At 64.0% G+C, this 14,194-nt stretch carries 13 protein-coding genes and 1 pseudogene; 4 read left to right on the top strand and 10 right to left on the bottom strand.

Features of this window, described 5'->3' with window-relative positions; translation table 11 throughout:
* Positions 1–53: 53 nt before the first annotated feature.
* From ACVMIM_RS14010 to ACVMIM_RS13990, 5 genes are all read right to left on the bottom strand, one after another.
* Complete coding sequence (locus ACVMIM_RS14010) at positions 54–278, bottom strand: F0F1 ATP synthase subunit C (RefSeq protein ID WP_027164582.1); 225 nt, start codon at positions 276–278, stop codon at positions 54–56.
* Positions 279–356: 78 nt separating this feature from the next.
* Entirely contained in the window at positions 357–1,118 is a 762-nt protein-coding gene (locus ACVMIM_RS14005) for a F0F1 ATP synthase subunit A (RefSeq protein ID WP_041002536.1), read from the bottom strand.
* 66 nt (positions 1,119–1,184) lie between these two features.
* Complete coding sequence (locus ACVMIM_RS14000; RefSeq protein WP_040990987.1) at positions 1,185–1,577, bottom strand: AtpZ/AtpI family protein; 393 nt, start codon at positions 1,575–1,577, stop codon at positions 1,185–1,187.
* 288 nt (positions 1,578–1,865) lie between these two features.
* Positions 1,866–3,008 (bottom strand): cell wall hydrolase, encoded by a 1,143-nt coding sequence (locus ACVMIM_RS13995; protein ID WP_476112589.1) that lies wholly within the window; start codon positions 3,006–3,008, stop codon positions 1,866–1,868.
* Between the two features lie 213 nt (positions 3,009–3,221).
* Complete coding sequence (locus ACVMIM_RS13990) at positions 3,222–4,490, bottom strand: MFS transporter (RefSeq protein WP_476112588.1); 1,269 nt, start codon at positions 4,488–4,490, stop codon at positions 3,222–3,224.
* Between the two features lie 113 nt (positions 4,491–4,603).
* Between ACVMIM_RS13990 and ACVMIM_RS13985 the strand changes: the two genes are divergently transcribed.
* Positions 4,604–5,524: a LysR substrate-binding domain-containing protein gene (locus tag ACVMIM_RS13985; protein ID WP_476112587.1), complete on the top strand. Its 921-nt coding sequence runs from the start codon at positions 4,604–4,606 to the stop codon at positions 5,522–5,524.
* Between the two features lie 112 nt (positions 5,525–5,636).
* Here the strand turns inward: ACVMIM_RS13985 and der are convergent, their stop codons facing one another.
* Both der and ACVMIM_RS13975 read right to left on the bottom strand, forming a co-directional pair.
* A complete protein-coding gene (gene der, locus ACVMIM_RS13980) occupies positions 5,637–7,064 on the bottom strand; it encodes a ribosome biogenesis GTPase Der (RefSeq protein WP_476112585.1) in 1,428 nt (475 codons plus the stop codon).
* A gap of 6 nt (positions 7,065–7,070) precedes the next feature.
* On the bottom strand, positions 7,071–7,736 hold the full coding sequence (locus ACVMIM_RS13975; RefSeq protein WP_476112584.1) for a tetratricopeptide repeat protein: 666 nt from the start codon (positions 7,734–7,736) through the stop codon (positions 7,071–7,073).
* A 201-nt stretch (positions 7,737–7,937) separates the two neighbouring features.
* On the opposite strand from ACVMIM_RS13975, the pseudogene ACVMIM_RS13970 reads away from it, so the two are divergent.
* Positions 7,938–8,949, top strand: a pseudogene (locus tag ACVMIM_RS13970) (polysaccharide deacetylase family protein).
* Between the two features lie 13 nt (positions 8,950–8,962).
* Here the strand turns inward: ACVMIM_RS13970 and sbmA are convergent.
* From sbmA to ACVMIM_RS13955, 3 genes are all read right to left on the bottom strand, one after another.
* Complete coding sequence (gene sbmA, locus ACVMIM_RS13965) at positions 8,963–10,225, bottom strand: peptide antibiotic transporter SbmA (protein WP_476112582.1); 1,263 nt, start codon at positions 10,223–10,225, stop codon at positions 8,963–8,965.
* Between the two features lie 122 nt (positions 10,226–10,347).
* Positions 10,348–11,505, bottom strand: coding sequence for a YbfB/YjiJ family MFS transporter (locus ACVMIM_RS13960; RefSeq protein ID WP_476112580.1), 1,158 nt, complete (start codon positions 11,503–11,505; stop codon positions 10,348–10,350).
* Between the two features lie 82 nt (positions 11,506–11,587).
* On the bottom strand, positions 11,588–11,782 hold the full coding sequence (locus ACVMIM_RS13955; protein WP_476112578.1) for a hypothetical protein: 195 nt from the start codon (positions 11,780–11,782) through the stop codon (positions 11,588–11,590).
* 97 nt (positions 11,783–11,879) lie between these two features.
* On the opposite strand from ACVMIM_RS13955, the gene ACVMIM_RS13950 reads away from it, so the two are divergent.
* Positions 11,880–12,794 (top strand): LysR substrate-binding domain-containing protein, encoded by a 915-nt coding sequence (locus ACVMIM_RS13950; RefSeq protein WP_476112576.1) that lies wholly within the window; start codon positions 11,880–11,882, stop codon positions 12,792–12,794.
* A gap of 126 nt (positions 12,795–12,920) precedes the next feature.
* Positions 12,921–14,177 carry an aminopeptidase gene (locus ACVMIM_RS13945; protein WP_476112574.1) on the top strand — a complete coding sequence of 419 codons (1,257 nt, stop codon included), beginning with the start codon at positions 12,921–12,923 and terminating at the stop codon, positions 14,175–14,177.
* Positions 14,178–14,194: the final 17 nt, after the last annotated feature.

The raw sequence follows: 14,194 nt of genomic DNA, 5'->3' as shown, positions 1-14,194 counted from the left end.
CCTGTCCATGGAACGGGGCCGCACCATGCGGCCCCTTTCGTCAGCTCTCAATCTTACTTGAAGACCAGGAGCAGAGCGATCAGGAGCGAGAAGATGCCCAGAGCTTCGGTCACGGCGAAGCCGAAGATCAGGCGGCCGAACTGGCCGTCAGCGGCCGACGGGTTGCGGAGCGCGCCCGAGAGGTAGCTGCCGAAGATGTTGCCGAGGCCGATGCCCGCGCCGCCCATGCCGATGCAGGCGATACCAGCGCCGATAGCAGCTGCTGCAGTTGCGTCCATTTCAAAACTCCTGTGGTTTGCTTGTTCGTTGCAGTTGGTACGTTGGGATGCTGGCGCCGGGGCGCCGGTGAAAATCGATCAGTGGCTCGGGTGCAGGGCGTCGTTCAGATACATGCAGGTCAGCACCGCGAAGACATAGGCCTGCAGGAAGGCGACCAGCAGTTCGAGCGCGGAGAGCGCGACCGCCATGGCGAGCGGCAGGACCGAGCCGGCGATGCCGACAGCGCCCAGCGCGCTGAGGCTGACGACGAAGCCCGAGAACACTTTCAGCGTGATGTGGCCGGCCAGCATGTTGGCGAAAAGACGAACCGAGAGGCTGACCGGGCGAGAGACGAAGGAGATAACTTCGATCGCCACCACCAGCGGCAGAAGATAACCCGGCACACCATGCGGCACGAACAGCTTGAGGAAGCCGAGGCCGTGCTTGGCAAAGCCGTAGACGATCACAGTGCCGATGACCAGGATCGCCAGCGTGAAGGTAACGATGATGTGGCTGGTGACGGTGAAGAAATAGGGGAAGAGGCCGATCAGGTTGGCGACCAGCACGAACATGAACAGCGAGAACACCAGCGGGAAGAACTGCATGCCCTGCTTGCCGGCGGCATCGCGCAGCATGTTGCCGACGAACTCATAGGCCATCTCCGAGACCGACTGCAGGCGGCCCGGAATGAGCGCGCGGCTGGCGGTGCTCATATAGAGAAAGGCCGAAGCCAGCACGATCGTCACGACCATGAACAGGGAAGAGTTGGTGAACGAGACGTCGTAGCCGCCGATATGCAGCGGGATGATCGGATGGATCTGGAACTGGTGGATCGGATCGACCTTGTCAGCAGCAGCCACTTTAAATCCCCGTCAAAGCCACAACCGGCTTCTTAAGTTCACTTCAGCGCCTTGCGGCGCCCCACTTCATTCTTTCGGCTCGCGCGGCTTGCCGCCCTGGCCGAATTCGGATGCCAGTCCCGCCGAGCGCAGGACATTGAGTATACCGGCGCCAAAGCCCAGCAGCAGGCCGACGATCAGACCCCAGGGCGCCGTTCCCGCCAGACGGTCGATGATCCAGCCCAAGCCGACACCGACCACCACCCCGGCGATGAACTCGCTGGACAGTTTCAGCGCCTGACCGTAACCGGTCGCAGCTTTCGCTTCGTCTTTCCCCTCGAGCCGGTCCGTGCGTCTCGTCGCAAGCGATGCTTCGAGATCGCGCCGGCGGCGCTCAAGTTCGTCGTCGCGGATGGTGGCTTCTGGCTGCCTGCCGCGGCCGGTTTCTCCGGTTCCGTCTGGCCCGGTTTTGTCGGCCATCGTAACCCCCCTGCCCGGGCAGACGATTGCCGTCCGTCCGCTTCTAAAGTCGCCGGCAACATAGTTAGAGGGTCCGCGCCCGTCAAGCCACGGGCCGAACTTCCAAGCCATGTATTTTTTGCAATTAAATCAGCGGCTTATCGAGGTGCGACATCGTGCCCTTCACGCCCGCGTGAGGTGATGGCGCGAATCCGCGCAACAAGCCGCGTCCGCCGGGGCACGCCAAGTCTCGGGAGAAGGACAGCCGCGGGCGTCGTTTAGGCGGCTCGGCTCGGGCCACCAACCGGCTCAGCTCCAGCCGCCGCCATAGGTGCGGTAGAAGATATGCAGGCCGATCCTGGTCATGCGCTGCATGGCGCGCGCCCAGCCCGGATGGACGTAATTGGCGTAGTAATGCGTCGACGAGCCGACCTCGGGGATGAAGATCTTGCCGGCGGTCACCGCCATGGCGACCTCCTGGGCGGTCCTGTAGGAAGCCCGGTCGGTGATGGTCTTCTTCCTGCCGTCGCAGGCAAAGGAGAACTGGCAGCGATTGAACCAGTCGTCGTTCTGGTAGACGACGCCGCAGATCGTCTTCGGATAGGCCGGGTTGCGGACGCGGTTGAGGATGACCTGGGCGACCGCGGCCTGGCCGCGCACCGGCTCGCTGCGCGCCTCGAAATAGATGCCCTTGGCGAGGCATTCCTGTTCCGGCTTGGAGAAGACGGCCGCCGGCAAAGGAGTCTGCATCCATGCGTGGTCGCCCTTGCCCATCGGCGGAATGAAGCGGCCGTTGTTCGGATCGTCCTGCAGCAGCGCCTCGAAGGGCGACGCCTTGGCGTAGTCGGGCGCGGACTGGGCATAGGCGGTGGCCAGGATGTCCGGCTTGTCGTTGTTGACGAGGGCGACAAGCGCCGCCGGCAGATCCGGATCCGGCTTCTTGTCCTCGCGCAAATGGAAGGCCTGGGCGATCTGGACTTCCTTGCCCTTGATGCCGGGCTTGGCGAAGGTGAGCTTCAGCCCGCTGTCCATCGCGGGACGCAGCAACGAGGAGGTGCGCTCGAAAATCGAGCCGGCGCTGAAATTCTTCGGCGGCGCAACCGGCGAGACCTGGACGATGCGGCCCTTCTTGTCGGCGCGCACCACGCGATCCTCATCGGGCGTCGCGCCGGCGGCGCTGCCCTTGCCGCGGAAGGCGACGGTGCCCACGCCCGGCAAACTCACGCCGGAGCCGGAGAGCGAACCGGTGGCGGTGGAATCGACGAACGGCATTTCGGCGGCATGTACCGAGCCGGCGGCGGATTTCTCTATATAGGCGTTCCAGCGGATGTTGGACGATTCCAGGCCGGAGATCAGGCTCGCCATATCCTGATAGGCAACAGCCGACGGAAAGCCGATCCAAATGCCGAGCCCGAGCACCAAAGGAGATAGGAAGGAACGTTTTTTTCGCAACGGCGGCAGCGGCAAGCCGCAATGAAACGCGTCGATGCACGGAACTCTCTCCAGAACGCTACTGACCCCGGAGAGCCAAAATGAAGCATTAACCTTGATGCGGGGTTAACGACATCGATCATGTTCTTTTCATGTTTGAGGGAAGGCGGCTTGCAATTTCCACAGCAGGCCGACGAAGAACAGGCCTCTGTGGGTGGCACGGGCTTTGTTGAATCAGGCCTGGCGCAGGAAGATCGGCCAGGCAAGCGCCGCGCAGATCGCTGCCGCGAGCCATACGCCCGGCCATGCGAAGCCGACGAGAATCCACGGAATGGCGATCGGCACCAGGCAAAAGCCGATGAAGACAAAGCTGTTGGCCAGGCTGAGCGCGGTTCCGACATGGCCGGCGCCGGCCAGCGTGGCAAGCTCGGTATAAGCAACGCCGTGCCAGGCGGAGACGGATATGCCGGCGAAGACGACCATCGGCGGCAGCAGCGGTAGCAGCAACGGCGCGCCGGCGGCGCCGATCACCAGCAGCCACAGCACCAGGAAGGCTAATGCGCTCAACGCGCTGCAGAATTTCAGGAACGGCCGGCGGTTGCCGTGCCGGTCGGTGAAGCGCCCGCTCCAGACACGCATCACCATGGCGCCGGTCTGCACCGCGGCGAGGCTGGCGCTGGTCACCCACGTGCCCATGCCGGCAAAGTCATGGAGGAAGACCGAGGCGAAGGTCAGCACCGCGACCTGCGGGAAGCAGAGCAGGCCGATGGCGGTCGAGATGCGCCACACCTCGATGTTGCGCAGCGGCGCCGGGCCGGTTGTCGCGGCGGCGGCGCGAGGCGCGCTTTCGACCGGCGGCTCGTGCAGCCAGCGCCAGGCAAAATAGGCCGAGAGCGCGGAGACGGCCGCGAGCAGGCCGAAGACCGCGGTGAAGCCCAGGGCCAGCGCAAGGAAAGGCAACACAAGCGCGCCCAGCCCGCCGCCGAGCGGTACCGCCGTCTGCCTGATGCTCATGGCAAAGCCACGCTCGCCCTCGCCGAACCAGCCCATGATGGCGCGGCCGCTGGAGCCGTTGACGCTGCCTCCGAGCAGGCCGGCGACGAGCAGACTGGCCGACAGCAGCGCGACACCGGGAACCGCCATTTTCGTCGGCACGACGAGCAGCGCCATGATGAAGAGCCATGCGGCCGTCGCGCCAAGCCCGATCAAGAGCACCCGGCGGTCGCCCCAGCGGTCGGTGAGCACGCCCCACGGCAGTTCGCTCAGCGCCACGCCGAGCCCGAGCAGCCCGAGCGCGAGGCCCAGCGAAGCATTGTCGAGATGGTAACCCTGGCGCATCACCACTGCCGTTGCCGGGATGCCGGAGAAGGTGGCGGAGAAACCGGCATTGGCCGCGACGCCGATGCCCAGCACCTTCCAGCGATGATTGGGGCCGAAGGCGCGGCGTGCGGAGGCGCGTGCATCAGGCGGTTGACAGTCATTGCGTGTGACGATGGCGGACATGATTCCTCCGGTGACGGCCGGCTGACGGCTTGACGGACCGGATGTAGCGCCATAGCTTCATCCATAAAATCAGGAAGTTTTTGATCAACAATCCTGAAAATCAGGACAATCTCATGCGCCGCGTCACGTTCGACCTCGATGTCCTCAGAGCCTTCGTCACCGGCATGGAGCTGGGCAGCTTCGCCAAAGCGGCCGAACGGCTGGGACGCTCGACGTCGGCCGTCAGCGCGCAGCTGAGGAAGCTCGAAGAGCAGGCCGCGACGCCGGTTTTCCGCAAGGCGGGGCGCGGACTGGCGCTGACCGAAGCCGGCGAGACGATGCTTGGCTATGCGCGGCGGCTGATCGAGCTCAACGACGAGGCAGCCTCCGCCATCCGCGATGTCGAGCTGGAAGGATGGGTGCGGCTCGGCCTGCAGGAGGATTTCGGCGAGTCGGTGCTGCCGGATGTGCTCGGCCGCTTCGCCCGCGCTCATCCCAAGGTGCGGATCGAAGCGCGGATCGGACGCAGCCACGATCTTGCCGAGCGCGTCCTGTCAGGCAATCTCGACATCGCGCTCGCCTGGCATGACGGCACGCCCCTCCCCTATAGCCGGCATATTGCCGACGTGCAGGCGCGCTGGATCGGCCCGGCCAAGCCGATCGGGGCGGGTCAGCCCAATGGCGAACCGCTGCCGTTGGTTGTGTTCGAGGCGCCGTGCCTCTTGCGTACCGTCGCGACGGAAACGCTCGACCGCGCGGGCATGCCCTGGCGCATGGCCTTCTCAAGCCCCAGCCTCGGTGGCATCTGGGCGGCGGTGGCTGCGGGACTCGGTCTGACGATCCGCACCGATATCGGTCTGCCCGCCAATGTCAGGGCGATCGCGCCGGGCGTGCTCGGGCTGCCGGCGCTGCCGATGATGGCGCTGCACCTGCACCAGAAGGACGCCGAGCTCGACCCGGTGGCGGCGCGGCTGGCGGAGATTCTTTTGCAGGCGGCGCTGGAGACGCTGCCGGAGGGGGCGGAGGTGAAGGAGAGGCTGCGGGAAGTGGCTTAGTTTCTCGGCCGACGCCTCACGCCTTCGTCATTCTATGGTCTGCGCGCGTCGCTTCGCTCCTTGCTTCGCCCGTGGACGACCAGGCATCAGCGTCGGCGCTTAGCCTCAGAAGTCACCGCTTCTTCGCCCGGCCCGCAAACGGATTGTCCGAGGTGCGCAGCGCCATGCGGATCGGCACACCGGGCATGTCGAAGGCCTCGCGCAGGCTGTTGGTCAGGTAGCGGACATAGGATTGCGGCATCGCATCCGGGCGCGAGCAGGAGACGACGAAGCCCGGCGGACGGGTCTTGGCCTGGGTCACATATTTGATCTTCAGCCGGCGACCGGCAACGGCGGGCGGCGGGTGATGCGCGAGGATGCCTTCCAGCCAGCGGTTGAGCTTGCCGGTGGAGACACGGCTGTTCCAGACCCTGTGCGTCTTGATGACGCTTTCCATCAGCTTGTCGAGGCCGCGCCCGGTCTCGGCCGAGACCGTCACCGCCTGGATGCCGCGCACCTGCGGCAGGAGCCGCTCGGTCTTTTCGCGCAGCTCGGCCAGCAATTCCTGTGGATTGTCGATCAGGTCCCATTTGTTGAAGGCGATTACCGGCGCCCTGCCCTCGCGGATGATGAGATCGGCGATCTGCAGGTCCTGCTTCTCGAAGGGAATGGTGGCATCGAACACGATGATAACGATCTCGGCGAAGCGGATGGCGCGCAGGCCATCCTGCACCGAGAGCTTCTCGAGCTTCTCCTGCACCTTCGACTTGCGCCGCATGCCGGCCGTGTCGAACAGTTTTATGCGGCGGCCGCGCCAATCCCAGTCGACCGAGATCGAATCGCGCGTGATGCCGGCTTCCGGACCGGTGAGCAGCCGCTCCTCGCCAATCAGCGCATTGATCAGCGTCGACTTGCCGGCGTTGGGGCGGCCGACGACGGCGATGCGAAGCGGCTTGGTGTCGTCATAGGCTGTTTCAGCGTCCGGGTCGGCGATATCCTCGCCGATCAGCACCTCGCTGGCGGCGATCTCATCGCTCTCGGCTTCATCCTCACCGAGCGCGCGCTCTTCGCCCAAGGCTTCGACCACCGCGTCGCGCAGGTCCGGCATGCCCTGGCCGTGCTCGGCCGAGACCGGGATCGGCTCGCCGAGGCCGAGCTCCCAGGCCTCCAGCAGTCCCCCTTGAGCGCCGCGTGCCTCGGCCTTGTTGGCGACGAGCACCACCGGCTTGCCGGATTTGCGCACCACTTCGGCGAAGGTGCGGTCGTCCGGCATCAGGCCGGATTTGGCGTCGACCGTGAAGAAGATGAGGTCGGCCTCGCGGATGGCGATCTCGGTCTGCTGGCGCATGCGGCCGGGCAGCGTCGAGGCGGCCGCATCCTCGAAGCCGGCTGTGTCGATGACGTCGAAATGGAGATCGTAGAGCTTCGCCGCATGGACGCGACGGTCACGCGTCACACCAGGCGTGTCGTCGACAAGCGCCAGCTTCTTTCCGACCAGCCGATTGAAAAGAGTCGATTTGCCGACGTTAGGCCGGCCGATGATGGCGACTTTGAAGCCCATCCAGGATCACGACACGTTGCCCGACCCGCGGATCAGCTCGGACATCAGCTGCGCCCGCTGGCGCACATTGCGCGGGGCGGCTTCGTCCGAAGAGATCTGGTCGAACAGTTTGAGCGCATCCGCCGACTTGTCGTCCTTCCAGGCGGCAAGGCCGAGCGCCTCGCGCGCCGAATGGCGCAGCGGATTGGTGTCGGCGGTGAGTGCCTCGACGCGGCTGGAGACATCGGCGTAAGAGCCATGATCGACGAGCAGCAGCGCCGCCCTCAGCCGCGCGATGTCGCGGATGCCGGCGGGAATGGCATTGTCGGCGGCGACCTCGTCGAAATCCTTGACCGCGCCGTCGACATCGCCCTTGTCGGCCTTGACGGTCGCGGCGCGCATGCGGGCGAGCAGCGGATAGGCGCCGTAGCCGTCCTTCTCCAGCTGATCGAGCGCGGCGATCGCCTCGTCGTTCTTGCCGTCATTGGCAAGCTTCAGGGCCTGGGAGAAGGCGTCGCCCGAACGGTTGGCGCGGGTCTCGTCCCAGTAGCGATAGCCGACGACGGCGGCCGTTCCCAGCACGATCAGGATGGCGATGCCGAGAATGGCCGGACCAAAACGATCCCACAGCGCCTGTGCCTGCTCGCGACGAATCTCTTCGTTGACTTCGCGGATAAAACTGTCGTCCGACATCAATCAAAACCACTGCTGCCCCGGAAGGGGGCGCTTCTGAGCCCCGCGTTTTAGCGAAATTTTGTCGGCATGGAAGAGGGCGAGCCGGAAAATCGGCTGGGAATGCCGGCGCCCGTTGAGTTTGCCCGAACGTAACCGCGCCACATTTGCGCGATAGCCGGCTTCCGATCAGCGGGAGACGCTTCCGCCAAAAGGTTGCCAATGCTTCGTTCGTACCGCGTCCTTGCATTCAGTCTCGCCTCGCTCGCCTCGGCCAATGCCGCCTTCGCCGATCCGCCGAAATCGCCAGCCGCTTTGCCGGCCAAAGCCAAGCAGGTGGTGCTGATCTCTTTCGACGCCGCCCGCGAGATCTCGCAATGGCAACGCAGCCGGGCGCTGGCAAAGCGCACGGGCGCGCATTTCACCTATTTCCTGTCCTGCGTCTTCCTGCTCTCGCCGGAGACGCGGCAGGACTATGCCGGCCCCGGCAAGGCCGCCGGCAAATCCAATGTCGGCTTCGGCGCCTCGAAACAGGATGTCGCGGACCGGCTCAAGCAGATCCGGCTGGCGGCGGCCGAAGGCCACGACATCGGCAGCCATGCCTGCGGCCATTTCGACGGCAAGGACTGGAGCAAGGCGGACTGGCTGGCCGAATTCGCGTCCGCGCGGCGCATTTTCGAAAACGCCTATGCGATCAACGGCATCCCGGAACCTGCCGGCTGGCACGATTTCGCACATCACGCGCTGGCCGGTTTTCGCGCGCCTTATCTTTCAACGAACAAGGCGCTTTTACGAAGCGTTGCCCGAGGCGGGCTTCCAGTATGACGCCAGCGGCGTCTCGAAAGGCCCGGCCGTGCCGCCGACCGTGAACGGCACAACCCGCTTCGCCCTGCCGCTCATCCCGGAGGGAGAGAAGGCGAAGCCGGTGGTCGCCATGGACTACAACCTCTATGTCCGCCACTCAGGCGGCACCGAGAAGCCGGCCATGGCGGACGCGTTCACCGAGCGCGCCTACCAGGCGTTCCGCGCCGCCTTCGATGCCGAGTATAGCGGCAAGCGCCTGCCGCTGGAGCTCGGCTTCCACTTCACGCTGATGAATAACGGCGCCTACTGGAACGCGCTGGAGCGCTTCGCCGGCGAGGTCTGCATCAAAGCGGACGTCGAGTGCATCAGTTTCCGCGACTATGTAGAGCGGCAGCGGGCCGGGCAGGCACAAGCGACGGCGGGCGGCTGAGCCGCCCATACCGTCAGGCCGGGTCGGGCTCCTCCGCCTCGCGCTCGAGATACCGCTGATCGATGTCAGGCAGGGGTTCGCCGTTGATAGTGGCTTCGAACGCACGCAGGCGCTTGTGAACTGACAAGAGCTCAACGATCGTCGACCAGGAAGTAACGAGATACTGGAATGAGCTTGTCACCTGGCTAAATGCCGAGTTGATCTGGTTTATAAGGCCCAATGTCAGCGCTCCTGCGATCATCGAAGGAACCATCAGAAACAAAGCGAATATAGTATTTAGCTGCAGGTACAGATAACGAACTACATTGAAATATACGTAATGAAAATAAAGTCGGAAGTAATTTTTGCGGACTTTTGAAAACAACTCAGAAACAGTCAGCGGCTGCGCTCTCGACGAATCATCCTCACCATAAACAAGTTCCTTTCGGTAAGCGGCCTCGACCCGCTGATTGCGGAACTGCAAACCAGGAAGCTTTATACCTGCTCCGGCAATGCATACAGTCCCGAATATAGCCCAGAATATTGCCGAAATGACAAGCGGCTGCGGCACTTGCCCAACGACCGGCAGAACTGTTATATGCTTTGAGTATGCCAGCAGTATCGGCATGAACGCGATCAACGTCATAATTGAGTCAATAAATGATGTCCCAAGATCTTCCATGATCTTGGAAAAACGCATCGTATCTTCCTGCACACGTTGAGAAGCTCCCTCGATATGGCGGAGCCTTGGCCAATAAGCCATGTAATGATCGTTCATGGCCGTGCGCCAACGGAACACCCAGTGACTGACAAAGAAATTGGTCAGAACGTAAACGGTAACCGCTACAAGAGCGATACCTAGGAAGGTTAATATTTGCGCGTAAACGTCCCACTCTGTGGCTTTTACGCTTTTACTCACAATACCTTGAATGAGGTCCCAGAACGGCCCATACCATGCATTGATAGCGACACTGACTTGGACCTGAAAATAGGTCGTGAACAGAATCAGCGAGCTGCCGAGGATCGACCAGCCATCCCACGGATGCGGAGAATACCAATGCCAGAAGGCATAGAATAGCAAAGCACCAGTGGCAAAGTAGATGTAAAACCAAAGGAATGGAGGCGACCAGAACACCGAAACGCCAATGATGGGCGGCGCGTCAGCTGCGGCGGGTGACAGCCCGATTAAACCGCCAATTTGCTCGCCACCCAAAAACCATACGGCCACCATAACCGCGCTCCAGATGGCTGCCGAGGTGAAGAAGAGCTTCGGCTGCGGGAAGAAGGATACGAACACTGTGGCGGGTTTCCTCGGTCTGACCGCAAATCAGCGGCGTTGCTGTTCGGCAGGCATAAGGTCATACATTAGGGGGAAAGAAAATGCCCTGCCCGATGCCCGGCACCGAACAAGACTGCAAATCATGGCGATTTTGGCGCGGCCGACCAGGCAATGACGCCGGAGGCGAGCAGCGCGGCCGCCGCCATGATCGAGGCAAGGGTATAATTGCCCGACGCCTGGGCGAGCAGGCCGGCGGCGATCGGGCCGACGATCTGGCCGAAACCGAAGGCGGCGGTCATCACCGCGAAGATGCGGCGCGGCGCCCGCGGCGCAAGCTGCCTTGCCGTCTGCAGGCCGAGCGCGGTGATGGCGATGAAGGTGCCGCCGAGCAGCAGGCCGGCGAGCAGCGGCCCGGCGGCGCCCTTGACGGCGACGCTGGCGGTGACGCCGACCACCTCGATCAGGCAGGTCGCCGCGTAAGCGGCGTAGAGCCCGATGCGGCCGGCAAGCTTCTGCCACGCCCAAGTCGAAGGAAAGCCGGCAAGGCCGGCGACCATCCAGACGATGGCCTCGAAGACGCGTCCGCCGCCCCCTTGGCGCACGATGGCGACCAGGAAAGTGGCCGTCACCACATAGCCGAAGCCGAACAGCCCATAGGCGACGATCATCTTTGCGAGCGACCTGTCCTTGGGCAGCGCCGGCTCCGGGCCATCGACGCCATTGGCCGGAGTGGCGGAGCCCGCGAGCAGCACGACGATGAGCAGGCCGGCCGCGGAAAGCGCTCCGGACCAAAGCCAGCCGGCGGCCCAGCCGGCATGTTCGGTGACAAGAATGGCGAGCAGCGCCGAGGATGCCGCTATGCCCAGACCGACGCCGCCGAAATGCAGCGCCTGCAAGTCGTTGCGACAAGCCACGGCAAGATGGCTGAAGACGATGGAGGCCATGAACACCATGACGAAGGCACTGGCCAGCCCCGCGAGAAAACGGATGACGAGAAAAGCGGCCATCGTCTCGTTCAACCCCACGAGCACGGCGAGCACGGCGCTGGCGGCAAGGCCGGCGAACATCAGCATGCGCTCGCGGCCATGCGCCCAGCCGCCGGCCGCGGCCAAAGCGCCGATGAGGTAGCCGAGATAGTTGGCGGAAGCGATCCAGCCGGCATCAGCCGGCGTCAGGTGCAGCCCCTCCATCATGCCCGGCAGGATGGGCGTATAGACGAAGCGGCCGATGCCCTGGGCGACGGCGAGCGAGACCATGCCGGCGAGAGCAAGACGCAAGGGAGATGGCGAGGCGTTCATTGCGGTGCACAATAAGAATGTGCGTCCGCGAAACAATGCGCTTGCGTTGGGCCAGCGCTGCCGGCAATCGGGCCGGACGGCCTCAGTGACAGGTCGTGCCCGCAGTCTCGTATGCGGTGCGGCTGGCGGTCAGCCGGAATGGCATATCGCCGAGCTCGCGCTCCGACATGGTGTCGAGCACCGGATGCGACAGCGGATCGGTGATCCAGCGGGCGATCTCGCCGTCGTCGCGCGGCCTCGCCTCGGAAAGCCCTTTCAGCAAAGATAAAATCTTCATGGGACCACCTCACGGCTCAAGGCTAGCCCTGTTAAATTCAGCCCTTTCCTGTCGGCTTTCAATTGAGATTTCGATCCATCCGCTTTAGAAAAACTGAATGGCAATGCTGAACCGCGTCCATCTCAACGGCCTGCGCGCCGTGGAAACCGTCGCCCGGCTGGGACCGCTGGCGGGAGCGGCGGCGGAGCTGAACGTCTCGGTCAGCGCCGTCAGCCAGCAGGTCAAGCGTACGGAAAAGCAGCTGGGACAGGCGCTGTTCGAACGCACGCCGGGCGGGCTCGTGCCGACCGAATTCGGCGCCGCCTTCACGATCCGGCTGAGCGCCGGTTTCCGCGAACTCGCGCAAGCGGTGGCGCTGGCGGACGAGGCAAATCAATGCACGCTGGTTGTTTCGGTGGCGCCGGCCTTCGCCTCAAAATGGCTGCTGCCCAGGCTATCACGGCATTTCGCGCGGCATCCGAACGTGCTTTTGCGCATCGACGCCTCGGCCAAGGTCGCCGATCTCGACCGCTCCGACATCGATATCGCCATCCGGCTCGGCGACGGCAAATGGCCGGGCGACCGCGCCGAGCTTCTGCTTGCCCAGGAAGTGTTTCCGGTCTGCGCGCCCTCGATCGCGGCCAGGCTGAAATCGATCGGCGACCTGGCGCAGACCTGCGCCATCACCGACGAGCGAGCGATGTTCAGCTGGGACGGCTGGTTCGAAGCGGCCGGCGTCGAGCCGGTCACCTTCCAGAAGGGAGCGCGCTTCACCGATCCGATGCTTTGCCTGGAATCGGCGATCGCCGGCCATGGCGTGATGCTCGGCTGGCAGTTGCTGACCGCCGACGCGCTGGCCGACGGCCGGCTGGTTGCGCCCTTCGGCATCAGAGCCGAGAGCGGGCTCGGCTATTGGCTCGTGACCTCTGCTACCAAGAGCGAAAGTCGCAAGGTGCGCGACTTCAAGGCCTGGATCCGCGAGGAGATCGAGGCGACCGTGGCGCAGTTCCGGGCGCTGGACAGCGCCGCATAACCGCTGCGCACTTTTCGATAATGCGGTCCATCATGCTTGAGAGCAGGCCCAGTCGATCGCGGTGGAAAGGTCAATCGCAGCGGTCTATGTAAGGATGAGAACCCCAACATAACGGCAGGCAGGATCATGACGACACATTCGCGCGGCGTTTCGGCAAGCATTGACCCGGTGAAGCTCGACAGGCTGGCGGAAGTCGCCGTCAAGGTCGGGCTGCAGCTGCAGCCCGGGCAGGATTTGGTGCTGACCTCGTCGATCGCGGCGCTGCCGCTGACCCGCCGCATCGTCGAGCACGCCTATAAGGCCGGCGCCGGGCTGGTGACGCCAATCTTCAACGACGATGAGATCACGCTGGCACGTTTCCGCTATAGCGCGGATGCCGGTTTCGACCGCGCCGCCGGCTGGCTCTATGAAGGCATGGCGAAGGCCTTCTCGAACAATGCGGCGCGGCTTGCGGTGCGCGGCGAGGACCCGTCGCTGCTCTCATCGCAGGATCCGGCCAAGGTGGCGCGCGCCAACAAGGCGAACTCGATGGCCTACCAGCCGGCGCTGGAGAAGATCACCGGCTTCGACATCAACTGGAACATCGTCGCGTATCCCGACCTTGCCTGGGCTCGCCAAGTTTTTCCGGGCGAGCCCGACGACGTCGCGGTGGTCAAGCTCGCCGACGCGATCTTCTCGGCCTCGCGGGTCGATGTCGAGGATCCGATCGGCAATTGGAAGGCGCACAACGCTGCCTTGGCCGAGCGCACGAAGTGGCTCAACGGGCACAGTTTCCACGCGCTGCATTTCACCGGACCGGGCACCGACCTGACGGTCGGGCTGGCGGACGGCCATGAATGGATGGGCGGCGCCTCGACGGCGAAGAACGGCATCACCTGCAATCCCAATATCCCGACCGAGGAGGTCTTCACCACGCCGCATGCAAGGCGCGTCGAAGGCCATGTTTCTTCGACCAAGCCGCTCTCCTACCAGGGCACGCTGATCGACGAGATCTCCGTGCGATTCGAGGGCGGGCGGATCGTCGAGGCCAAGGCGTCGAAAGGCGAGGACGTGCTGAAGAAGGTGCTCGACACCGACGAGGGCGCACGGCGTCTCGGCGAAGTGGCGCTGGTGCCGCATTCCTCGCCGATTTCGAAGAGCGGGCTGCTGTTCTTCAACACGCTGTTCGACGAGAACGCCGCCTGCCACATCGCGCTCGGGCAGTGCTATTCGAAATGCTTCGTCAACGGCGCCTCGCTCAGCCACGACGAGATCGCCGAGCGCGGCGGCAATAAGAGCTTTATCCACATCGACTGGATGATCGGCTCGGACAAGATCGACATCGACGGCGTCGCCAAGGACGGCGGCCGCGTGCCGGTGATGCGCCAGGGCGAGTGGGCGTAGCTCCTCCCTTGCAAGGA

The organism is Mesorhizobium sp. USDA 4413, assembly GCF_056280365.1.
Note: the sequence above shows the minus strand (reverse complement) of the source record. Positions and strands in the feature narration are given on the sequence as shown.